The organism is Streptomyces sp. BBFR102 (assembly GCF_051397025.1).
Lineage (GTDB): Bacteria > Actinomycetota > Actinomycetes > Streptomycetales > Streptomycetaceae > Streptomyces.
In genome coordinates this window covers 4,679,796-4,703,015 of the sequence record NZ_CP195757.1, presented here as the reverse complement: position 1 = coordinate 4,703,015, position 23,220 = coordinate 4,679,796, and the positions used below count along the sequence as shown (strand labels likewise).

Here is a 23,220-nt window from a genome sequence, read left to right as displayed (position 1 = left end):
GGTGGTTCAGGCGACCACGTCGTGCAGGCGCGCGGCCTGCTTGTCCTTGAGCGGCCCGATGACGGAGAGCGAGGGCCGCTGCCCCAGGATGTCGCGGGCGACCTCGCGGACCTCGTCCGGGGTGACCGCGGCGATCTTGGCCAGCATGTCGTCGACCGACATCTGCTCGCCCCAGCACAGCTCGCTCTTGCCGATGCGGTTCATCAGGGCGCCGGTGTCCTCCAGGCCGAGGACGGTCGACCCGGCGAGCTGGCCGATGGCGCGGCTCACCTCGTCGTCGCCGAGGCCGCCGTCGGCGACCGCGTCGAGTTCGTCGCGGCAGATCCGCAGCACGTCGTCGACCTGGCTGGGCCGGCAGCCCGCGTACACGCCGAAGAGGCCGCAGTCGGCGAAGCCCGAGGTGTACGAGTACACGCTGTAGGCCAGACCGCGCTTCTCGCGGACCTCCTGGAAGAGGCGGGAGGACATGCCGCCGCCGAGGGCCGCGTTGAGCACGCTCATCGCCCAGCGACGGTCGTCGTTGCGGGCCAGGCCCGGCATGCCGAGGACGACGTGGGCCTGCTCGGTGCGGCGGTTGAGCACCTCGACCTTGCCGTTGGCGCGCAGGGCGCGGTTCCCGGCGCGCGGGGCGGTCGGGGTGGCGTCGGTGCGCTCCAGGGCTCCGGCGCGGTCGAAGGCGGCGCGGACCTGGCGGACGACGCGGGCGTGGTCGACGTTGCCGGCGGCGGCGACGACCAGGTGGGTCGGGTCGTAGTGCCGCTTGTAGAAGCGGGCGATCTGGTCGCGGCCGAGGGCGTTGACGGTGTCGACGGTGCCGAGGACGGGGCGGCCCAGCGGGGTGTCGCCCAGCATCGTGTGGGCGAACAGGTCGTGGACGCAGTCGCCCGGGTCGTCCTCGGTCATCGCGATCTCCTCGAGGATGACGCCGCGCTCGGCGTCGACGTCCTCAGGGGCGATCAGGGAGCCGGTGAGCATGTCGCAGACCACGTCGATGGCGAGCGGCAGGTCGGTGTCGAGCACCCGTGCGTAGTAGCAGGTGTACTCCTTCGCCGTGAAGGCGTTCATCTCGCCGCCGACCGCGTCGACGGCGGCGGAGATGTCGAGGGCGCTGCGCTTGGCGGTGCCCTTGAAGAGGAGGTGTTCGAGGTAATGGGTGGCGCCGTTGAGCGTCGGGGTCTCGTCGCGGGAGCCGACGTTGACCCAGATGCCGAAGGTGGCGGAGCGGACGGAGGGCAGGGTCTCGGTGACCACGCGCAGCCCGCCCGGGAGGGTGGTGCGGCGGACGGTGCCGATGCCGTCCTTGCCCTTGAGCAGTGTTTGGGTACGGGCGACGGCCCGCGCCGGGGTGGCGCGGGCCGTCGTCCGGGAGGTGCGGGAGGTCACGAGGAGGCGTCGTCCTTCTCGTCCTCGCCCTCGATGACCGGGATCAGCGAGAGCTTGCCGCGGGAGTCGATCTCGGCGATCTCGACCTGGACCTTCTGGCCGACGCCGAGCACGTCCTCGACGTTCTCCACGCGCTTGCCGCCGGCGAGCTTGCGGATCTGCGAGATGTGCAGCAGACCGTCCTTGCCGGGGAGCAGGGAGACGAAGGCACCGAAGGTGGTGGTCTTGACGACCGTACCCAGGTAGCGCTCGCCGACCTCGGGCATCGTCGGGTTGGCGATGCTGTTGATCGTGGCGCGGGCGGCCTCGGCGGCCGGGCCGTCGGCGGCACCGATGTAGATCGTGCCGTCGTCCTCGATCGTGATGTCGGCGCCGGTGTCCTCCTGGATCTGGTTGATCATCTTGCCCTTGGGGCCGATGACCTCACCGATCTTGTCCACGGGGATCTTGACGGTGATGATCCGCGGGGCGTTGGGGGACATCTCGTCCGGGACGTCGATGGCCTCGTTCATCACGTCGAGGATGTGGAGGCGGGCGTCGCGGGCCTGCTTCAGCGCGGCGGCCAGGACCGAGGCGGGGATGCCGTCGAGCTTGGTGTCGAGCTGGAGCGCGGTGACGAAGGTCTTGGTGCCGGCGACCTTGAAGTCCATGTCACCGAAGGCGTCCTCCGCACCGAGGATGTCGGTGAGGGTGACGTAGTGCGTCTCGCCGTCGATCTCCTGGGAGATCAGGCCCATGGCGATGCCGGCGACGGGGGCCTTGAGGGGCACACCGGCGTTCAGCAGCGACATGGTGGAGGCGCAGACGGAGCCCATCGACGTGGAGCCGTTGGAGCCGAGGGCCTCGGAGACCTGGCGGATCGCGTAGGGGAACTCCTCGCGGGTCGGCAGGACCGGGACCAGGGCGCGCTCGGCGAGGGCGCCGTGGCCGATCTCGCGGCGCTTCGGGGAGCCCACGCGGCCGGTCTCGCCGGTGGAGTACGGCGGGAAGTTGTAGTTGTGCATGTAGCGCTTGCGCGTCACCGGGGAGAGGGTGTCGAGCTGCTGCTCCATGCGGAGCATGTTGAGGGTGGTGACGCCCAGGATCTGGGTTTCGCCACGCTCGAACAGCGCCGAGCCGTGCACGCGCGGGATGGCCTCGACCTCGGCGGCGAGCGTACGGATGTCCGTGACGCCACGGCCGTCGATGCGGACCTTGTCCTTGATGACCCGGCGGCGGACCAGTTCCTTGGTCAGCGCGCGGTAGGCCGCGGAGATCTCCTTCTCGCGGCCTTCGAACTGCGGCAGCAGCTTCTCGGCGGCGACGGCCTTGACGCGGTCCAGCTCGGCCTCGCGCTCCTGCTTGCCGCCGATGGTCAGCGCCTGGGCGAGCTCGCTCTCGACGGCGTCCTTGAGGGCCGCGAACACGTCGTCCTGGTAGTCCAGGAAGATCGGGAACTCGCCGGTGGGCTTGGCGGCCTTGGCGGCCAGCTCGGACTGGGCCTTGCAGAGCGCCTTGATGAAGGGCTTGGCGGCTTCCAGACCGGCGGCGACGACCTCTTCGGTCGGGGCGGCGGCGCCGTCCTTGACCAGCTGGATGGTCTTCTCGGTGGCCTCGGCCTCGACCATCATGATCGCGACGTCGCCGTCGTCGAGCACGCGGCCGGCGACGACCATGTCGAAGACGGCGTCCTCCAGCTCGGTGTGGGTCGGGAAGCCGACCCACTGGCCGTTGATCAGGGCGACACGGGTGCCGCCGATCGGGCCGGAGAAGGGCAGGCCGGCCAGCTGCGTGGAGCAGGAGGCGGCGTTGATGGCGACCACGTCGTAGAGGTGGTCGGGGTTGAGCGCCATGATCGTCTCGACGATCTGGATCTCGTTGCGCAGGCCCTTACGGAAGGAGGGGCGCAGGGGCCGGTCGATCAGGCGGCAGGTGAGGATCGCGTCCTCGGAGGGCCGGCCCTCACGGCGGAAGAAGGAACCGGGGATCTTCCCGGCCGCGTACATCCGCTCCTCGACGTCCACGGTCAGCGGGAAGAAGTCCAGCTGGTCCTTGGGCTTCTTGGAAGCGGTGGTGGCCGACAGCACCATGGTGTCGTCGTCCAGATACGCCACGGCGGAGCCGGCGGCCTGCCTGGCCAGGCGGCCCGTCTCGAAGCGGATGGTGCGGGTGCCGAAGGTTCCGTTGTCGATGACGGCCTCGGCGTAGTGGGTCTCGTTCTCCACTCGTTGCTCTCCTCGTCTTCGTCCCTGGCCCGTGTGGCGTGGGGACGGGGGCGGGGAGCGCTCCAGTTGCGGGCCGGTCTTCGATCGAAGCCCTCGGTGCCCCGCTCACGCGGTGCTTCCGGGAGCCACTACCGAGGACCGGCGGCGGCGCGGAGCGCGTCCCCTCGTCTCGCCCGGGGCGTGCCCCGGGACTTCCCGGCACGTGTCTTACGTGCCCGGTGACCACCGTACGCATACGTACGGTACGCGTAGCCGTGGTCAGGTTGTCCTGCTGTCACGCACGCCACCAGCCTACAAAGAGAGCGGGCCGGGGCGCACGTACGGCAAAGGGAGCGGCCCCCTCAGGCGGGGAACCGCTCCCTCCATGACGTCTTACTTGGCGCCCGCCGCACCGCGGCGGATGCCGAGGCGCTCGACCAGGGCGCGGAAGCGCTGGATGTCCTTCTTCGCCAGGTACTGGAGAAGGCGGCGGCGCTGACCGACCAGGATCAGCAGACCACGACGGGAGTGGTGGTCGTGCTTGTGGGTCTTGAGGTGCTCGGTCAGGTCCGAGATCCGGCGCGACAGCAGGGCGACCTGGACCTCGGGGGAGCCGGTGTCACCCTCCTTGGTGGCGAACTCGGTCATGATCTGCTTCTTCGTAGCGGCGTCGAGCGACACGCGTACTCCTCTGTGATGTCTTCGCTTGCCTCCGAGCGCCCCTGGTCTTCGTCTCAGGGGAGGCTTCGGTGACTCGGGAGGCGGATGATTCCGTCCGGTCGTCCGGGACCGCGTGTCGAACGCGGGGCTCGGGACGTGGGCACAGACGGCCTCGGACAGAGTAGCAGGGGCGGGGAGCGGGTCGCGCCGCGGCCGGGGACGGACCGGGTGAGATGCGGTCATGAGGTTGACGCGGGGGTGCGCGGGCGGGGGTTGTACGGGGTCGCGGGCGCTCCCGGCGGGAAGTCGGAGGCGGGTCCGCTCCATCGGGGGGCGTCCGCCGGAGGAGGTGGTGGGAAGGGGCGCGGCACGGCAGACTGGGCGGCCGGTTTCGCCGTCGGGACGTCACAAGAGGGAGCGGGCAATGGGGACTCAGCAGGAGAAGGACGAGCTGTACGCGCTGGACATCTCGGGTGTCGAGTGGATCAGCGCGCCCGGGGCCGAGGAGCACGAGGAGCGGGTCGAGATCGCCTACCTGCCGGGCGGCGGCGTCGCCATGCGCTCCTCGCTCGACCCGGACACGGTCCTGCGCTACACCGAGGCCGAGTGGCGGGCCTTCGTCCTGGGGGCGCGGGACGGGGAGTTCGACCTCAAGTAGGGCGCGTGAGGCGCCGGGTGGCGGGATGTCCGGCACCGCGCCCCCAAAGAAGGGGCACGCGCCGCCTGCGGGCGGGGCGTGCCCCTTTCCGTTTGCGGGAGCCGGGTGCCGGGGGCGGCTTCGCGGGCCGTGCGGATGCGGGGAGTTGTGGTGATGGTGTGCGGACGGGCCCGGATTTGACCCGAGTTGCCCGTGGCACGGTTCGACTCCTTGCGTGCATATACCGTGCGGGGGAGGAAATCGCCCCGCTTGGAGGCGAGTTGCGACTGGCGGGAGCTGCCGGGGCGCTCGGCCCGGTGACTAGGCTGGGCAGGGGGCGCTGTGTGTGAAGGGCCTGCCGGAGAGCGGCCGGGCGGCAGTCGCGGTGCGCGCCGGGAGCCCGCGGACACCACCCCGCCGCACGACATGAGGGTGCACGACCACACCAGGAGGCATTGTGAGCAGCGATCGGGACGGGTTCCGCGGGGGCGGCAACACACCCGTCGGTGATCAGGCCGACGTGGAGTCCGCCGCGGAGACGACCGGCGAGTACACCATCAGCGCCGATGCCTGGTACACGGCCCATGCCTCCTCCAGCGGCGGGGTGGCCCCGTTCTCGGGCGGGCGCTCCGGGGGCCGCGGGGCGGACGGTGCCGGAGACGGTGCCTCGGGCCCGGTGGACGAGGCCGGGGACGGGGACGGGGACGAGGACGGGACCGACGGGGCCCGCGGCGCGGAGCCCGACGGGGCGGCTCACGGGGCGGGCGACCTGGGGGTCTCCTCTTCCGACGGGGCCGGTGACGAGGGGGTGCGGGCGCCGCTCCCCGAGCGCGACGGCGAGGCCGGGGCGGGCTCCGGTGCCGGCGCCTCGGACGAGGAGGACGACGCGGGCGCGCTCGGCGCGGACTCCTTCGGGTCGGAATCGCTGGGCGAGGACACTTTCGGGCCCGGCGCCGGTACCCGTGAGGACGACGGGGAAGAGGCGGGAGACGGGGCGCGCGCGAGCGCGGCACCGGGGAGTGCTCCCCCGGCCGCTGCGCCGGTGTCGCCGACCGACTTCGCCTTCTCGTTCGCGGCGGGCGGGCCGGGCGCACGCGGCGCCGCCGTGGTGGTGGCCGACGAGGCGAAGGGCCACGCGGCGCAAGCAGCCCCGGACGCGGGTGCGGACCGCGACGCGTCCGAGGCGAAGAGCCGCGCGCGGGGCGTGCTGGAGGAGTTGATGGCGGAGGCCCGGGCGGAGCAGGAGGAGGCTCAGGGGGACGAGGCTGACGAGGCCGCGAGGACGGGCCGGAACACGGAGACGGCCGGGGACGCGGGTGGCACTGCCGACGCGGGCTCGGACTCGGCCTCCCCCGTGGCGTCCGCCTCGGGCGCGGAGCCGACGGCGGACGGCGAGGACGGTCCGGCGGCGGCCGCCTCGTCCGCCGAGGCGGAGTGGTCGGTGTCGTCGGGCTCGGCGGCCGACTTCGGGGCGGTCGGCGGGGGGCGCCCGGTGTCGTTCGCGCGGCCGTCCTCCTCGCCGTTGGCCGGCCCCGCCGCCGGTACGGACGGCGGTGACCGCGCGGCGGGTTCCGCTTCCGGTGCGGGCGGTGGCCTGGGCGCGGCGGCCGAGTCCAGTCCGCAGAAGCCGGCCGAGGAGCGGGCGCGTGGCGCGGCGGAGGGCGACGGCTCCGGTGCGCCGATGTCGTCCGGTGCCGGGGGGAACGCTCCGGGAACCGGTGCGGACGAGGGTGTCGGTGCGGATTCCGCTACGGGGTCCGGAACCGGTGCGGGCGGCTCGGGCCGGCCGGCGGCCGACGGCGCCGCGCCGTCCGGGGTGCGGGACGATGACGGGGCCCGGGAGCCCCGGCGGCCCGCCTTCAACGGCGGCTTCGCCCCCAACTGGGCGGACACCCCCGCCCCCGGCCTCGTCCCGCCGTCCCACGCGCGGATCGGTCCCGCCGGGCAGGGCGGCGGCGTGCCCGGGGTCCCGCCCCGTGCGGAGCAGGCCCCCGCCGCGCCGGAGAAGGAGTCCCGTACGTCCGCGCCGCAGGGCGCGGCGGGTGCGGCCGATCTGGAGAGCGGCGACACGATGCGCTTCTCCGCCGCCGCGCTCAAGCAGGAGATCGCCCGGCGTGACGCCGAGGCCGAGGCCCGGCGCGCAGCGGCGGCGGAGCCCGCGGCACCCGCCCCGCAGGCCGCGCCGAAGAGCGCCCCGCAGGACGGAGCCACCGGGGAAACGCCCTGGTCAGCCGCCCCGTCAGCCGCCCCGTCGACCGCCCCGTCGACCGCCCCGTCCGAGGCTCCGCACGACGCCGCCCCGACGACGCCGCCCGTCCCGCAGGACGCCCCGTCGCCGTGGGCGCAGCCGGGGGGCGCCCCGCAGCAGAGCGGCCTGCCTCCGCTGCCCGCCGCCTTCCCGCCGGCGGCGGGTGTCCCGTCGGCGCCGCCCGGTGCGCCGCAGTGGCCCGGGGCGGCCACTCCCCCGGAGCCTTCCGCCCCGCCCACGGCGCCGCCCGGCCACCAGGCGCCGCAGCAGCCTGCGCAGGGGCCCGGCCCCGTCCCGCAGCAGGCACCCGGTACGGCGAGCGGCTACGGCTTCCCGCTGCAGAGCCCCGGGGCGCCGCAGGGCGGCCCCGGAGGCTACGGCTTCCCGCAGGGGGTCCAGCCGCCCGCCGCGGCCACACCGGCCGCCGCGCAGGACGCGCAGCCGCCGCAGGGGACCGGCCCGGGGGCGTACGGCTTCCCGCCGCAAGGGCCGGGACAGCAGAGCGCGCCAGGCGGCTACGGCTTCCCGCAAGGGGCCCAGCCGCCCGCCGCGCCCGTGTCGCCCGACGGCCCGCAGGCTCCGCCCGCCTCGCAGGGCCCGCAGCACGTCGGCGCCCAGCCGACCGCGCAGCCCGCCCCGGCGCAGGGTGCGGCCCCGGCGCAGGGTGCCTACGGTTTCCCGCAGCCCTCCCCCGCGCCCCAGAGCACCGCCCAGCCGCCGCAGGGCCCCGCCCAGCCGCAGGCTCCGCAGGCCGCGCCGGGGGCGCCGTTCGGCGCGGCCGGTGCCGCACCCGAGGGCCCCGTGCCCGCTCCGCGGGACGCCGCGCAGGCGCCGGGGCAGCAGCCCCGGGCCGGAGCGCCACGGACGCCGGACGGCTACGGCTACCCGGCCGCCCCGCAGGCGCCCGGCGCCCAGGCGGCTCCGGGCGCGCCCGGGGTGCCGCGGCAGGGTGCGCCAGAGCCGGCGTACGGCTACCCGGCGCCGCCGCGGCAGCCGCACCCGGCGCCGGGCGCGCTGCCGCCGCAGGCGCCGGTGGACCCGCGGACCGGGGCCGCGTGGCCGCAGGCCGTCCAGCACGACCAGCGGGAGCGGACCAATCCAGGGGCGCAGCTCGGTTACACGGCGGCGGTCGAGCTCTCCTCCGACCGGCTGCTGCGCAACAACAAGCAGAAGGCGCGCAGCGGGCGGCCGGGCGCGGGCGGGCGGTTCAAGTTCGGCGGCAAGAAGGAGGAGGCGGAGCGGCTGCGGAAGCTGGAGCTGATCCGCACCCCCGTCCTGTCCTGCTACCGCATCGCGGTGATCAGCCTCAAGGGCGGCGTGGGCAAGACGACCACGACCACCGCGCTCGGCGCGACGCTGGCCACCGAGCGGCAGGACAAGATCCTCGCCATCGACGCCAACCCGGACGCGGGCACGCTGGGCCGCCGGGTGCGGCGGGAGACCGGGGCGACCATCCGCGACCTGGTACAGGCGATCCCCCACCTGAACTCGTACATGGACATCCGGCGGTTCACCTCGCAGGCGCCCTCCGGTCTGGAGATCATCGCCAACGACGTGGACCCGGCGGTCTCGACGACCTTCAACGACGAGGACTACCGGCGGGCGATCGGCGTCCTCGGCAAGCAGTACCCGATCATCCTCACCGACTCGGGAACGGGTCTGCTGTACAGCGCGATGCGCGGGGTGCTGGACCTCGCCGACCAGCTGATCATCATCTCGACCCCGTCGGTCGACGGGGCGTCCAGTGCCTCGACGACGCTGGACTGGCTGTCGGCGCACGGGTACGCGGAGCTGGTGTCGCGGTCGCTGACGGTCATCTCCGGGGTGCGCGAGACCGGAAAGATGATCAAGGTGGACGACATCGTCCAGCACTTCGAGACGCGCTGCCGCGGCGTGGTCGTCATCCCGTTCGACGAGCATCTGTCGGCCGGCGCCGAGGTGGACCTCGACATGATGCGGCCCAAGACCCGGGAGGCGTACTTCAACCTCTCGGCGCTGGTCGCGGAGGACTTCGCGCGGGCCCAGCAGCAGCAGGGCCTGTGGACCTCCGACGGCAATCCGCCGCCGGTGGCCGCGCCGCCGCTGCCGGGGCAGGCCCAGCCGCAGCCGGGCGCCGCGCCGCAGCCGCCGCAGGCCCCGTACCCGGCGCAGGGCGGGGTGCCGCAGCAGCCGGGCGGCCCGGGGTACGGCTATCCGGCGCCGCAGCCGCCGGCGGGGCCGCAGCCGCCGGCGTACGGTGCGGGTGCGCCGCCGCAAGGCGCCCCGTACCCGCCGCAGGGGCAGCCGCCCCAGGCACCGCAGCACCCGCAGCCGCAGCCGCAGCCGGACGGTTACGGCTACCCGGCGCAGCCGCCGGGGCCATGGGGGCAGCAGCCGGGGGCGCCGGGCGGGATGCCGTACATGCAGCCGGGGCAGTACCCGCCGCCGGGTGCGCCTGACCCGATGCCCCGGCAGGCGCCGGGGCAGGGGCAGCCGCCTGCGGCGGAGGGCGAACAGCCGCCGCAGCAGTAGCAGTTGACGTCAGATCCGTGTCCGGCCGTCGCCCTGTGGGAGTCAACCTCCGCAGGGCGGCGGCCGGTTGGCGTGTACCGGAGGTGCGAGACCTCCTGCGAAGCGGGCGCACCACCTCGCGTCAGGAGTTTCCCAGGACTGGACCAACGAGTGGCGACCTCCTCAACACCACTAGGTTTCCCGCGCGTTACCGCAGGCCACACCTTGTTCATCGACCGTTGACATGTTTAGACCAGCGCTGGTAGACACTCACATCACCCAACGGCGCTTCATGATCAAGCGGCCTTCCCTGTGCGAGCGACGACGCGAGGTCCCCGACCTATGGACAGACCAGAACAGCACGGCAGCTCAACGATTCCCGGCACCCGGCGCGGTCGCGTGGAGGCCCCCGGGCGGCGCGGCAGGCTCCGGCTGCTCGCGGCCTCGGGCGTGGCCGCCATGTCCCTGACGGCGGGGCTCGCCACGCCGCTCAACCCGGCGCCGCACGAGGCCCAGGCCGCCGACGGCGGCGGCAAGAAGACACTCACGGTCGCCGTCGCGCAGAGCGTCGACTCGCTGAGCCCGTTCCTCGCGCAGTCGCTGGTGTCGACGTCCATCAGCCGGCTGATGTACGACTTCCTCACCAACTACAGCGCCAAGGACAACTCCACGGTGCCCGCGATGGCCACCGGGTGGGAGCCGTCCGACTCCAAGCTGACGTGGACGTTCACCATCCGTGACGACGCCACGTGGTCGGACGGCGAGAAGGTCACCGCCGAGGACGCCGCCTGGACCTTCAACACGATGATGGAGGACGAGGCGGCGGCGACCGCCAACGGCTCGTTCACCAACAACTTCAAGAAGGTCACCACCTCCGGCCCCGACAAGCTCGTGGTGGAGCTGAAGAAGCCGCAGGCGACGATGACCGCGCTGGACGTGCCGATCGTCCCGAAGCACGTGTGGGAGAAGGTCGACGACTTCGCGAAGTTCAACAACGACCAGGACTTCCCCATCGTCGGCAACGGGCCGTTCATCCTGACCGAGTACAAGCGCGACAGCTACGTCAAGCTCACCGCCAACAAGGACTACTGGCGCGGCGCCCCCAAGTTCGACGAGCTGGTCTTCCGCTACTACAAGGACCAGGACGCCGCCGTCGCCGCCCTCCGCAAGGGCGAGGTCTCCTTCGCCGCGGGCAGCCCGAGCCTCACCCCGGCGCAGGCCGACTCGCTGGCCGAGGCCGACAACATCAAGGTCAACGAGGGCCCGGGGCGCCGCTTCTTCGCCCTCGCGGTCAACCCGGGCGCGCGCACCAAGGACGGCGAGGAGTTCGGCGACGGGCACCCGGCGCTGAAGGACGCCAAGGTCCGTGAGGCCCTGTTCACCGCCGTCGACCGCGAGACCATCGTCGACCGGGTCTTCCAGGGCAACGCCGTCGAGGGCGAGGGGTACATACCGCCCCGGTTCGGCGACTACTTCTGGAAGCCGTCCGCCGGGCAGAAGCGCGCGTACGACCCGGCGAAGGCGGCGAAGCTGCTGGACGACGCGGGGTACGAGAAGAACGCCGACGGCAAGCGGACCGGCAAGGACGGCGAGCCGCTGGACTTCCGCATCCTGTGCCACGCCACCGACCCCAACGACAAGGCGGTCGGCAAGTACCTCCAGGAGTGGTGGGGCGAGCTGGGCATCGGCCTGAAGGTCGACTGCCTCGACAACGTCTCCGACCCGTGGGCGGCCGGCGAGTACGACCTGGCCTTCGACGGCTGGTCGGTCAACCCCGACCCGGACTTCGTCCTCGGCATCCACACCTGCGCGGCGCTGCCCGACAAGCCGAAGGAGTCGTCGTCCACCGACAACTTCATCTGCGACAAGGAGTTCGACAAGCTCTACGGACAGCAGCTCGCCGAGTACGACCCGGCCAAGCGCGCCGACCTGGTCAAGCAGATGCAGTCGCGGCTGTACGACTCCGGGTACATGAACGTCCTGGCGTACCCGAACGCGGTCGAGGCGTACCGCACCGACCAGATCAAGTCGCTCACCACGATGCCCGAGGCCTCGGGCAACATCTACGGCCAGGACGGCTACTGGAGCTGGTGGTCGGCGGTGCCCGCCGACGACGGCGCGGGGTCCGAGGGCTCCGGCGGGCTCTCCACCGGCGCGATGGCCGGCATCGGTGTGGCGGTGGTCCTGGTGATCGGGGCGGGAGTCCTGTTCGGGCTGCGGCGCCGGGCCACGGCGGAGGACCGTGAATAGGCCATGAGTACCGACAGCACCGCGGCTGACGTGAAGAGCCCGGTTGCCGCCCCCGACGGTCCGGCCGAGGCCGGACCGTCGGGGCGCGGACCCCGCTCCCGTTCCACCGCCGCCTATCTGCGCCACACCGCGGGCAAGCTGGCCGGTGCGGCGGTCTCCCTCTTCGCCGTCCTGGTCACCAGCTTCTTCCTGTTCCGCATGATCCCGGGCGACCCCGTCAAGCACATGACGCAGGGCCGCCCCGTCTCCACCGAACAACTGGCAGCAATGCGCCGGGAGTTCGGGCTAGACCTGCCACTGTGGCAGCAGTTCACGGACTACTGCGCGAAGGCTCTCACCGGTGACTTCGGCATGTCGTACCAGTTCCGCGCCCCCGTCATCGACAAGATCACCGAGGCGCTCCCCGCGACGCTGCTGCTGACCGGCACCGCGTTCGTCATCTACACGGTGCTGGGCATCTGGCTGGGTGCGCGCTCCGCCTGGCGCGGGGGGAAGTTCGGGGACAGGTTCGGCACCGCGTTCGCGCTGACGCTCTACTCGGTGCCGTCGTTCTGGCTGGGGCTGCTGCTGATCGTCACGCTGTCGGTGGGCGTCGGGCCGATCCCCGGCATCTTCCCGACCGGCGGCATGGAGTCGGGCGGCCAGTCCGGCCTCGCCCACGTCCTGGACGTCGCCCACCACATGGTGCTGCCCGTCCTCACCCTGGTCGCGGTGGAGTACGCGCGGACGCTGCTGGTGATGCGTTCCTCGCTGCTGGACGAGATGGGCAGCGACTACCTGACGACGGCGCGCGCCAAGGGCCTGCGCGACGACGCGGTGCGCCGCCGCCACGCGGTGCCCAACGCGCTGCTGCCCACGGTGACGCTGCTCTTCGTCAACCTCGGCAACACCGTCGCCGGCGCCATCCTGGTCGAGACCGTCTTCTCCTGGCCGGGCCTGGGCGGCCTCTTCTACCAGGCGCTGAGCGTGCCCGACCTGCCGCTGGTGCAGGGCCTGTTCTTCCTCTTCGCCGCCGCGGTGATCCTGATGAACACCCTCGCCGACGTGATCTATCCGCTGCTCGATCCCCGGGTGGGCCGATGACTGTGCACGAGACGACGGACGGCGCGACGGAGCGGGGCGGGGCGGCGCCACGCGGCGCCCGGGCGCTGGCCCGGGCGCGCCGGCGGCACGCGGCGGCGCGGTTCTGGCGGCAGTACCGGTCGCACCGGGGCGGGGTCTTCGGGCTCGCCGTGCTGGTGGTGATCGCGCTGCTGGCGCTGGCCGCGCCGCTGCTCGCCGGCGAGGAGTCGCGGAGCGTCACCGACGCCACCGGCGGGGCGCTGGAGGAACCGAGCGGTGAGTTCCTGCTCGGCACCGACCAGTTCGGCCGGGACGTGCTGGCGCTGCTGCTGTGGGGCACCCGGGTCTCCCTCATGGTGGGACTGCTCGCGGCGTTCCTCTCGGTGGCGATCGGGGCCCTGGTCGGCATCACCGCCGGGCACTTCAAGGGCTGGTACGGGACGGTCGTCATGCGGATCACCGACTGGTTCCTGGTGATGCCGACCCTGGTGCTGGCCATCGCCCTCTCCACGGTGCTGGCCCGCTCGCTGTGGACGACGATCCTGGCGATCGGCGTCACCACCTGGCCCACCACGGCGCGGCTGGTCCGCGCGCAGACCCTGGCCGTGGAGTCGCGGCCGTACATCGAGCGGGCGCGGGCGCTCGGCGGCGGGCACGGCCACATCATGAGCCGGCACGTGCTGCCCAACGTGATGCCGCTGGTCCTCGCCCAGACCACCCTGGTCATCTCGCTGGCGATCCTCACCGAGGCGACGCTGGCCTTCCTCGGCCTCGGCGACCCGACGGTCGTCTCCTGGGGCGGACTGCTCCAGGACGCCCGGGAGGCGGGCGCGGTCAGCTCCGGCAACTGGTGGTACATCACCCCGCCCGGCCTGGCCATCGCGCTGGTCGCCCTCGCCTTCACCCTGTGCGGGCGCGCCATCGAGTCCGTACTCAACCCCAAGCTGGGGGTGTCCCGTTGACACCGCACAACACGCACAAGGAACCCGCCGCCCCCGAGGCCGCGCCGCCCGGCGGCCCACCGCTGCTGGAGGTACGGAACCTGGAGGTGACGTACGCCCGCAGCCCGGGCTCCCCCGCCGTACCGGCGGTGCGGGGTGTGGACCTGCGGCTGGAGGCGGGGCAGAAGCTGGGCATCGCCGGGGAGTCGGGGTGCGGCAAGTCGACGCTGGCCCTGGCCCTGCTGCGGCTGCTGCCGGCCACGGCGAAGCTCTCCGGGGAGATCCTCCTGGACGGTGAGGACATCCGCACCATGTCGTGGGGACGGCTGCGCGCGGTGCGCTGGGCAGGCGCCTCCGTGGTGTTCCAGGGCGCGATGCACTCCCTCAACGCAGTGCACCGGATCGGCGACCAGATCGCCGAGCCGATCCTGCTGCACCGCCGGGCGACTCCGGCCGCCGCGCGGCGGCGCGCGGGTGAACTGCTGGAACAGGTGGGGCTGCCCGCGGCGCGCGTCCAGGCGTACCCGCACGAGCTGTCCGGCGGGCAGCGCCAGCGCGTCATGATCGCGATGGCACTGGCCTGCGATCCGCGGCTGGTCATCGCGGACGAGCCGACGACCGCGCTCGACGTGATGATCCAGGCGCAGATCCTGCGGCTGATCGAGGGGCTCGTCGCCGACCAGGACCTGGGGCTGATCATGATCAGCCACGACCTGGCGGTGCTCTCCGACACCTGCGACCGGCTCGCGGTGATGTACGCGGGCCGCGTCGTCGAGGAAGGGCCGGCCAAGGCGGTGTACGCGCGGGCCGCGCATCCCTACGGCCGGGCGCTCTCCTCGGCCTTCCCGCGCATCGGCGACCTCGCGTCGCGGCGCGCGCCGCGCGGCCTGCCGGGCGATCCGCCGGACCCGGCGGCGGTACCGGGCGGCTGCGCCTTCCATCCCCGGTGCCCGGTGGCGCTGGACGTCTGCGCGACCGAGGACCAGGTGCTGCGCGTGGCGGGGCCCGGACGGCGGGCGGCGTGCGTACGCGCGGGGGACGACGAGGGGGACGGCGCGGGGGCGGGGGCCGGCGACGCCGCCGGCGACGCCGCGCCCAAGGGTGTTTCGGAGACGACCGGGAGCGGGACATGAGCGGCGCGGAGACGGATGCGGTGCAAAACGGCGGGGCGGTCGACGGGGCGCCGGGCGAGGCCGCTCACGGGGCGCGCGACCTGGGCGTTCTCCCCTCGGACGGGGCGGGCGGCGCGGCGGCGCCGCTGCTCAGCGCGGAGCGGGTGCAGGTCGTCTTCCCCGGGCGGCGCGGCGACCGTGAGGCGCACGCGGTGGACGGGGTGGACCTGGACGTCCGCCCCGGTGAGATCGTGGCGCTGGTCGGCGAGTCGGGGTGCGGCAAGACGACACTGGCCCGGTCGCTGCTGGGTCTGGTGACACCCACCTCCGGGCGGGTCACCTTCGACGGGAAGCCGCTGGAGTACGCCTCGCGCGCCCTGAAGGCGTACCGCCGGCGCGCCCAGCTCGTCCTCCAGGACCCGAGCGGCTCCCTCAACCCCCGCCACACCGTGTACGAGGCGGTCGCGGAGGGCCTGCGCATCCACGGTTACACCGGCGACGAGCAGGCGGCGGTGGGGGACGCCCTGTCGCGGGCGGGGCTGCGGCCACCGGAGCGGTTCTTCCTGCGCCACCCGCACGAGTTGTCGGGCGGTCAGCGCCAGCGCGTCGTCATCGCGGGCGCCCTGGTTCTGGAACCGGAGCTGATCGTCGCCGACGAGCCCGTCGCCTCGCTGGACGCCTCGGTACGCGGGGAGATCCTCGCCCTGCTGCTGCGGCTCCGCGACGAGCTCGGCCTCTCGGCGCTGATCGTCACCCACGACCTGGGGCTGGCCTGGAACATCGCCGACCGGGTGGCAGTGATGTACCTCGGCCGCATCGTGGAGACCGGCGACGTCGAGCAGGTCCTGACCGCGCCCAGGCACCCGTACACGCGGGCGCTGCTGTCGGTGCTCCCGGAGTCGGAGACGGAGCCGGTGATCCTCACCGGCGAGCCTCCGGACCCGTCCCGGGTGCCGGCGGGCTGCCGTTTCCACGCCCGCTGCCCGGTAATCGCCTCCGGCGAGGCGGAACGGGCCGGCGTGGCCGACGCCTGCCGGACGCGGGACCTCCCGGTGCTGGCCGGGAGCGGACCCGCGGCGGTGGCCTGCCACTGGGCCGAGGCCGTGGGGCCCGCGGGCAGCTGAGACGGGGCGGGAACCGTCCAGGGCATCAGCCTCCCTCGCGACGTGCGCTCCCGATCGGATGACATCCTGGCGCGAGTGCGACGTCGGCCGTTGACACGGCGGCGAGCGTTTCCGGGGAGGACGGGGCTGTGGGGCGACGGGGCCGGACGAGGGCGCCGGGAAGCGGCGGGCAGAGCGGGGCCGGGCGGCCGGGCGCGGGACGCGGTGGACCGCCCGGACAGCGGGGCGGGGCGGGGCCGGGCGGGGCGCGCGGGACGGAGCGGCCGACGGACGGCGGGGCGCGCGGCGCGGGGCCCCCGACGGGGCGGCCGACCAGGCACGGAGCCGCGCCGCCGACGGGGCGGAGGCGCCCCGTGCGGGGCGCACGGAGCCGCGCGGTGACTGCGCGCGGTGCTTCGGGCTGTGCTGCGTGGCGCTGTCGTTCTCGCGGTCGGCCGACTTCCCCGTCGACAAGCCCGGCGGCAGCCCCTGCGGCAACCTCCGGGCCGACTTCGGCTGCCGCATCCACGCGGAGCTGCGGCCGCGCGGCTGGACCGGCTGCACCGTCTTCGACTGCCAGGGGGCGGGCCAGCAGGTCTCCCAGGTGACCTTCGCCGGTGAGGACTGGCGCGGCACACCGGAGGCGGCCCGGCGGATGTTCGCCGTCTTCGCCGTCATGCGGCCCGTGCACGAACTCCTCGCCTACGTCGCCGACGCCCTGGACCGCCCCGAGACCCGCCCCGTCCACGCCGACCTGCGCCGCGCCCGTACCGGCCTGAGGGAGTTGGCAGAGGCGGACGCGGACACGGTGCTCGCCGCCGACGTCGGGGCGCTGCGCGCGGCGGTCAACCCGGCGCTGCTGCGCGCGGGCGACCTGGTGCGGGCACGGTCGCCGCGGCGCGGCCCCGTGCACCGGGGCGCGGACCTGGCGGGCGCCCGGCTCGGCGGCGCGGACCTGCGGGGCGCGAGTCTGCGCGGGGCGGTGCTGATCGGAGCGGACCTGCGCGGCGCCGATCTCCGCTGGACCGACCTGATCGGCGCGGACCTGCGCGGCGCCGATCTCCGCGGAGCCGACCTGCGCGGCAGCGTCTACGCGACGGGCACCCAGCTCGCCGCCGCCCGGGGCGACGCCGCGACCCGGCTGCCCGAGGCGGTCCGGCGCCCCGCGCACTGGGCGGCGCAGGACCCGGCTCCCGGGGAGGCGGCGCCTACCGCCTCGTAGGCGGACGCGGCGTCAGACCGCGGAGTCCTGGGACTCGGCTCCCGCGAGAAGTTCGCGGCAGCGCGCGACGTCGCGGGACATGGCTTCCAGCAGCTCGCCGAGTGAGTCGAACTTGGCCTGGCCCCGTACGAAGGCGAGGAAGTCCACGCAGACGTGCTGGCCGTAGAGGTCGAGGCCGACGCGGTCGATGGCGTACGCCTCGACGGTGCGTTCGGTGCCGTCGAACTGCGGGTTGGTGCCGACCGAGATGGCGGCGGGCATCGCCTCGCCCTCGGCGTACAGCCAGCCCGCGTACACGCCGTCGGCGGGGATCGCCGTGTAGGGGAGGGTCTCGACGTTGGCCGTGGGGTAGCCCAGTTCGCGGCCTCGTTGCGCGCCGCGCACGACGACACCCTCGACGCGGTGGGGGCGGCCGAGGATCTCGGCAGCGCCCGCCACGTCCCCCTCGGCGACGAGGCGCCGGGTCAGCGTGGAGGAGAACGGCACGCCGCCGCCCGCGGTGCCACGGACGACCAGGTCGACCACCTCGACCTCGTAGTCGTAGGTGGCCCCCAGCTCGGCCAGCACGGCCACGTCGCCGGCGGCGCGGTGGCCGAAGCGGAAGTTGGGGCCCTCGACGACGAGGCGGGCGTGCAGCCGGTCGACGAGCACCTTGGCGACGAACTCGGCCGGGGACAGCTGCGAGAACTCGCGGGTGAACGGCAGGACGAGCAGGGCGTCGACACCCAGTTCGGCGCAGAGTTCCGCGCGGCGGTGGTGCGGGGCGAGCAGCGGCGGATGCGTGCCGGGGCGGACCACTTCGCTCGGGTGCGGGGCGAAGGTGACGACCACCGTCGGCAGTCCCGCCTCGCGGGCCCGTTCCACGGCCCGCCCGATGATCAGCTGATGGCCGCGGTGCACCCCGTCGTAGGAGCCGATGGTGACGACGCTGCGCCCCCAGTCCTGGGGGATGTCCTCCAAGCCACGCCAGCGCTGCACTGTGACCGCTCCTCGTCGAACCTGTGTGTGGTAGTGGGCGTCTCCGCAGGTCTAAGAGTGCCATGCCGACGGTACGCGCTCCGCATCGGGCGTCCCGGCCCGAGGCGTACGGGCACCGGCCCCCGCCACGTCCTCGATCGTGCGGAGCCCTCCCGAGCCGACCAGGGCACGCCACACCGCCGGGTCCTCGTCGTACCAGGCCAAGGCGTACGCGGCGAATCCTGGCACCGTCCGGGCCAGCTCCGCGAGGCGCCGGTCGAGCCGACGGCCGCCCTCCGGGCTGCGGGCCAGCACCGTGCCGACGCGCAGGACGGCACCCCGCAACCAGGCGGCGTGTCCGGCCCGCTCCCCCGCCGGCCCGCCGGGACGCGTGTCAGGGCGCACGACCAACGCGACGAGGACCGCTTCGAGGACGTCGGGGTGGGTCTCGTCCCGGAGCAGCTCGTCCAGCAGCTCACCGCGGAGCGCGGCGGCGGGGGCGTCCCACGGCGCCGCCGCCACGGGCGCCAACGCGGCGCGGACGGAGGGGGGCCCGGTACGGAGCGCTGCGCGGAGCAGCCTGCCGGTCTCCGCGTCGGCCTCGCCCCGCGCGAGGCGGCGTTCCGCGTACGCGGCGACGTCGCCCGCCGTGTCGGGACGCATCCGCAGCAACTCGCCCACGAACACCGTCGCCGAGGCGGCCACAGCGGGCGTCGCCTCCTCGGCCAGCACCCGGAGCACGTCGCCCACGTGGCTTCCGGGGGCGGCGAGGCGGCGTCGGAAAGCCTCCAGGACGGGGCCGGGATGGGTGGCCAGGGCGACGCCCAGCGCGGCGGCGGACAGCTGCGGGTCCTGGGCGGACGCGAACCGCACGGCCGCCTGCTCGACGTACCGGCCGCGGCTCACCGGGTCGCGGACGAGCAGGGCCAGCGCCCCGCCGTGCAGGGCGGCGTCCGCGGTGCGGGAGAGCAGCGTCGCGGCGGCGGCCCGGAGCAGTTCGCGGTCCGCCTCGGCCGTGGCGTACGGGGCGGCTCGCAGGCCGTAGGCGACGGCGGCGACGCGGCGTGCGGGGCGCGGATCGGCGGCCCAGCGGGCCACGCCGCGGCAGACGGCGCCGGCGTCCTCCTCGGCGAGGGTGGCGAGCAGTTCGTCGGCCCGCTCGTGTCCGTCGGCGACCAGGGCGTCGACGAGGGAGTCGGTGCGGCCCTCACGGTGTGTGTAGAGCAGGGCCTGGGCGGCGGTGGCGACGGTTGCCGCGGGCAGGGCGGGCAGCCGCCGGCCGTCGCCGAACCAGGCACACAGCAGCGGCTGCGCGGTCCGGGGTTCGGCCACCAGGAACTCCCCGGCGGCGGCCAGGAACCGGTCGTCGCCCCCCGCGCCGTCCGCCACCACGAGCCGCCGCAGGAGATCGGCCCGCTCCTCGGCGGGGAGCGCGAGCGCCGACCAGAACCACGGCCCGAAGTCCTGCGGCACCCCCCGTTCCCCGGCCCACTCGACCACCCGTCCGGCGAGCGCCCGGAGCACTCCGAGGTACGGCGTGCAGTCGGGCAGCCGGAGGAGCGCCTCCCCGAGCAGCCGCGCCGCCCACCACGGGGCGAGCGCGGGACGCGGGTCCGGTACTCCGCCCGCCTCGTCGGGGCGGCGCGGGGCGGCGTCGCGGGCGCGCGGCGCCACCGCGTCTTCCCAGGTCGCGCGCCCCGTACGGGGCGACGCGGCGGACGGGGCGGAGTCCTGTGCGCAGTGCGCGGCGGCGCGGCGCGGCGTGACCGTCCCGCCCCGTGTCCCAGGGCCCGGGGCGACGGCACCGCCCGCCGCGCCCGCACCGTCCGCCGCGCCCCGCTCACCGCCCGGTACGGGGCGACCAGCACGGCCGCCGACACCGGACGCACCACCCGCACCGGACGCACCACCGGCCCCGCCGCGCGCACCCGGCCCCGCACCGACCCGGCCAGCGGCGTCGTGCACCAGGAACCCTTCGGGCCCTGCCACGCCGCTCTCCGGCGAAGCGTCAACCAGACGCGTCGCGCGCTCCCGATCAGGAGACCCCTCCTGGCGCAGAACCCGCGCCTCCGGCCCGGTCGGCGCCTCCCCCGCCGTCAGGAACTCGTCCGCGGCCTCGATCAGGCCCACCAGCCGGCGGGACAGTTCGTCCGCGCCCCGGTTCCGGCCAAGGTGCAGCAGCGCCTCGACCACAGGGCCGATGCGGTGCCGGGGAACGGGCAGCGTCCGGGGGGCGGCGTGCGCCGTCGGGGCACCCTCGCACGGGGCAGACGGCGCACCGGGAATCCGCTGGTCCGCCGCCCCGTGCGCCGCCACCCGACCGCACTCCTCCGGCTCGTGCGCGGCGCTCAGCCGGGGCTCCGCCCGGGCCGTGTCCGCCTCGTCGCGCCCCGCGCCTCCGGCGGACCTCTCCGCACCGGCGCCCGGCCCCGGCACACCGCCGCGCGGCTGCGGCACCCCGCCGGGCGAGGACAGCCCGGCGCCCCGTACCGTGCCGGGCCCCGTCTCCTCCCTGTCCACGGCGCGGCCCGGCCCCGTAGCCCCGTTCCCCTCCCCGTCCGCAGCACCCCCGCCCCGCATCCGCCCGCGACCACGCCCCGCCTCGGCGGCCGCCCGCTCAGCCATCCGCCGACGCCGGCGCACCGTGGCTCGCGGGAGCACCTGCTCCTCGGCCCCGTCCCCCACACCGCAGTCGCCGCCGGCCTCCGTCCCGCCGCACCGCGCACCTGCTCCACGGGCCTCGGCACCCTCACCGTCACCGACGGCGCCCCCCGCCGCGTCCGCGGCCCCCTCCTGCCACGGCGTCTGCCTCTCCCACACCGCACCACGCCCGCGCCCGTACTCCGCGCCGTCGACACCTCCCGCCCGCCACCGGTGCACCAACGCCGACAGCGCGGCGTCCACGTCGAGATGCGCCCCCTGGAGCCAGTCCCCCAACTCCTCATGGGCGAACCGGTACCCGGCGCCCGCCGGAATGATCAGCCCCTCGGTGAGGACCGCCGAGGCCCACCCGGGAAGTTCCCCCAGCCGGCCGCCACCGGTCCCCCACGGGAACAGGGACTCGAAGCTCTCCCGGTCCAGCTCGCCCTGCCCCGGCCCCAGGCAGCGCCGGGCCGCCTCGTGGAGCTGCCCGGCGACCCGCGCCGCGACCCTGCGCAGCGCCGTGCCGCGCAGCCCGTGCGGAGCGGCGAGCCGGACCGCCGTGCGCAGGCACATCAGGTCGAGGTAGGCGGAGAAGACCGCTTCGCGGTCGAGCGGGAGCGCCGAGCCCCCCGCACCGGCGCCCCGGCACTGCGCCGGGTCGGGCGCCCCGGGCGGCAGAGCGCGCTGGACGTCGGCCAGTAGCCGCAGCGTGAGGGGGTGGCGGGCGTGCCGTTCGGCGAGGAGGCCGTCGGCGAGGCCGTACCGGGCGCGGGCCTTCGCGGCGGCTTCCTCGGAAAGGTCGCCGAGCGGCACGCAGTCGGTGACGGGACGCCCCGGCTGGGGCCCCGCAGGACGGTGGCGGAGCGCACCCGGGAAGAGGCCGCACACCTGCTCCCAGTACTCGGGGCGGCATCCCACGACGAGCTTGGCCCCGGTGCGGGCCAGCCACGCGGCGGTGCCGGTCGTCCAGGCGGAGAGGCGGTGGGCGAGGGCGGGCGGCATCTCCTCCGGCCCGTCGAGCAGCAGCACCAGGGGGCGCCCCGCCCGCCGCGCAAGCCGCGCGACCTCCTCGGGCGACGCGTCGGCGTGCGGGACCGCCGGGGCCGGCGCCGTACCACCCGCCGCCTCCACGATGCGGGCCGCGCGGGCCAGCGCGCGCCGTGCCGCGTCACCCACGTCGAGGTCGTCCGGGAGCAGGTCCGCGCCGCGCAGCCAGACCGTCGGCGCCGGGCACGCCCCGGCGGCGCGGCGCGCGGCGAGCGCCGCCAGCTCCGTGGTGCGCCCCGTCCCGGGCGCCCCGACCAGCCCGAGGACCAGGCAGGGCCCCTCCTCGAAGGCGGCGAGTTCCGCGGCGGTACCGGTCCGTTCCACCGGCGGAGCCATGGGGCTCTGCGGGCCCTCCGAGCCGACCGTGGTCGCGGTCAGCTGGAGCGCCCCCGCGAGGTTGAGCCCGGCGCCGAGCGCGGGAACGGTCGCCTCGTTGCGGGCCAGCAGTGCGGCGAGGGCACCGTCCGGCACGTCCCGCACGGCGGCCCGCAGCGGCACCGCGAAGCATCCTTGCCGCCCGACTTCCAGCGAGGGAGTGAGGACCGCGACGACCTGCCCGGTGGCGGCGTCGAGCACCGGCCCGCCGGCCGCTCCGCCGCCGGGCCTGGCGGCGTTGCGGCCGTCGGTGCCGATGGCCAGTTCGAGGCCGGCCACGAGCGCCCCGTCGGTCCCGTCCCCGGCGAACGGCGCGGGCCCCAGTACCCGGGCCTGGCGCCAGCCCCCCGCCGCCACGAGGACGTAGGCGCCGCGTGGCGCCTCCTCGGCCGCGACGGGCAGCGGCACCGCCGCGAGCCCGGGCGCGCGCAGCAGCGCGAGCCCGCTCCCGGGAAGAAGGGTGATCCGGTCGGCGCCGACGCGCACCGCTCCGGCCGCGCGGTCGGCGCCGGCCCGGCTCAGCAGCAGTTCCGGGGCGTCGTGCGCCACCTCGTACGCCGTGACGACGGTGCCCTGGTCGTCGGCGAGGAAGCCGCTGCCCCGCTGGCGCCCCGTACCGTCCTCGACGCGGACCAGCGCACCGGCGGGCCCCTCGACGCGGCCGGGCGGCGCAGCCGTCGGCGGGTGGTCGTCCGCCGCTTGCCTGCCGGGCGGAACCTCATGCTCCGGCGTCGTCCCGGGGGCGCCCGCGTAAGCGTCGCCGCGCCGTCCCGCCCGCCCCTCCCGGTGCCCCGCCTCCGCGCCCCCTACCGGCATCGTCGTCCCTTTCCGCAGCCGCTCACCCCGACCGTAGGACGGTGGTGATCGACCGGGCGCGGGCTGGGCCGAACGCGCCCCCCGCGCTCCG

General features: G+C 75.1%; 13 protein-coding genes. 8 read left to right on the top strand and 5 right to left on the bottom strand.

The genetic code is table 11. From position 1 onward, the window contains the following. Positions 1 to 6 precede the first annotated feature (6 nt). From ACSLIC_RS20925 to rpsO, 3 genes are all read right to left on the bottom strand, one after another. Positions 7 to 1,383 (bottom strand): M16 family metallopeptidase, encoded by a 1,377-nt coding sequence (locus tag ACSLIC_RS20925; protein ID WP_436739240.1) that lies wholly within the window; start codon positions 1,381 to 1,383, stop codon positions 7 to 9. Then, complete coding sequence (locus ACSLIC_RS20920) at positions 1,380 to 3,587, bottom strand: polyribonucleotide nucleotidyltransferase (protein WP_436739239.1); 2,208 nt, start codon at positions 3,585 to 3,587, stop codon at positions 1,380 to 1,382. The genes ACSLIC_RS20925 and ACSLIC_RS20920 overlap by 4 nt, the downstream gene beginning before the upstream one ends. Positions 3,588 to 3,959: 372 nt before the next feature. Continuing rightward, positions 3,960 to 4,247: a 30S ribosomal protein S15 gene (gene rpsO, locus ACSLIC_RS20915; protein ID WP_003951205.1), complete on the bottom strand. Its 288-nt coding sequence runs from the start codon at positions 4,245 to 4,247 to the stop codon at positions 3,960 to 3,962. Between the two features lie 403 nt (positions 4,248 to 4,650). Here rpsO and ACSLIC_RS20910 point away from each other — a divergent pair, with 403 nt between their 5' ends. The 8 genes from ACSLIC_RS20910 (at position 4,651) to ACSLIC_RS20875 (ending at position 17,291) form a co-directional block, all read left to right on the top strand. After that, complete coding sequence (locus ACSLIC_RS20910; RefSeq protein ID WP_008410190.1) at positions 4,651 to 4,884, top strand: DUF397 domain-containing protein; 234 nt, start codon at positions 4,651 to 4,653, stop codon at positions 4,882 to 4,884. Between the two features lie 436 nt (positions 4,885 to 5,320). Then, complete coding sequence (locus tag ACSLIC_RS20905) at positions 5,321 to 9,622, top strand: SCO5717 family growth-regulating ATPase (RefSeq protein WP_436739238.1); 4,302 nt, start codon at positions 5,321 to 5,323, stop codon at positions 9,620 to 9,622. Positions 9,623 to 9,943: 321 nt separating this feature from the next. Then, a complete protein-coding gene (locus tag ACSLIC_RS20900; protein WP_436739237.1) occupies positions 9,944 to 11,851 on the top strand; it encodes an ABC transporter substrate-binding protein in 1,908 nt (635 codons plus the stop codon). 3 nt (positions 11,852 to 11,854) lie between these two features. Further along, the gene (locus ACSLIC_RS20895) at positions 11,855 to 12,934 is read left to right on the top strand and encodes an ABC transporter permease (RefSeq protein WP_436739236.1); all 1,080 of its coding nucleotides are present in this window, start codon (positions 11,855 to 11,857) and stop codon (positions 12,932 to 12,934) included. Beyond that, the gene (locus ACSLIC_RS20890; RefSeq protein WP_436739235.1) at positions 12,931 to 13,875 is read left to right on the top strand and encodes an ABC transporter permease; all 945 of its coding nucleotides are present in this window, start codon (positions 12,931 to 12,933) and stop codon (positions 13,873 to 13,875) included. Before ACSLIC_RS20895 ends, ACSLIC_RS20890 begins: the two co-directional genes overlap by 4 nt. Continuing rightward, complete coding sequence (locus tag ACSLIC_RS20885) at positions 13,821 to 14,987, top strand: ABC transporter ATP-binding protein (protein WP_436739234.1); 1,167 nt, start codon at positions 13,821 to 13,823, stop codon at positions 14,985 to 14,987. Before ACSLIC_RS20890 ends, ACSLIC_RS20885 begins: the two co-directional genes overlap by 55 nt. After that, positions 14,984 to 16,090 (top strand): oligopeptide/dipeptide ABC transporter ATP-binding protein, encoded by a 1,107-nt coding sequence (locus tag ACSLIC_RS20880; protein WP_436739233.1) that lies wholly within the window; start codon positions 14,984 to 14,986, stop codon positions 16,088 to 16,090. Before ACSLIC_RS20885 ends, ACSLIC_RS20880 begins: the two co-directional genes overlap by 4 nt. A gap of 409 nt (positions 16,091 to 16,499) precedes the next feature. After that, entirely contained in the window at positions 16,500 to 17,291 is a 792-nt protein-coding gene (locus ACSLIC_RS20875) for a pentapeptide repeat-containing protein (protein ID WP_436739232.1), read from the top strand. A gap of 12 nt (positions 17,292 to 17,303) precedes the next feature. Here the strand turns inward: ACSLIC_RS20875 and ACSLIC_RS20870 are convergent, their stop codons facing one another. Beyond that, positions 17,304 to 18,269, bottom strand: a complete 966-nt coding sequence (locus ACSLIC_RS20870) for a bifunctional riboflavin kinase/FAD synthetase (RefSeq protein ID WP_436739231.1) — start codon at positions 18,267 to 18,269, stop codon at positions 17,304 to 17,306. Positions 18,270 to 18,320: 51 nt separating this feature from the next. After that, positions 18,321 to 23,129 (bottom strand): trypsin-like peptidase domain-containing protein, encoded by a 4,809-nt coding sequence (locus ACSLIC_RS20865; RefSeq protein WP_436739230.1) that lies wholly within the window; start codon positions 23,127 to 23,129, stop codon positions 18,321 to 18,323. Positions 23,130 to 23,220: the final 91 nt, after the last annotated feature.

Excerpts from the sequence above, each read along its gene's own strand:
- ACSLIC_RS20910 (WP_008410190.1), top strand. The coding sequence starts at position 4,651 with ATGGGGACTCAGCAGGAGAAGGACGAGCTGTACGCGCTGGACATCTCG.
- ACSLIC_RS20900 (WP_436739237.1), top strand. The coding sequence starts at position 9,944 with ATGGACAGACCAGAACAGCACGGCAGCTCAACGATTCCCGGCACCCGG.
- ACSLIC_RS20895 (WP_436739236.1), top strand. The coding sequence starts at position 11,855 with ATGAGTACCGACAGCACCGCGGCTGACGTGAAGAGCCCGGTTGCCGCC.
- ACSLIC_RS20890 (WP_436739235.1), top strand. The coding sequence starts at position 12,931 with ATGACTGTGCACGAGACGACGGACGGCGCGACGGAGCGGGGCGGGGCG.
- ACSLIC_RS20880 (WP_436739233.1), top strand. The coding sequence starts at position 14,984 with ATGAGCGGCGCGGAGACGGATGCGGTGCAAAACGGCGGGGCGGTCGAC.
- ACSLIC_RS20865 (WP_436739230.1), bottom strand. The coding sequence starts at position 23,129 with ATGCCGGTAGGGGGCGCGGAGGCGGGGCACCGGGAGGGGCGGGCGGGA.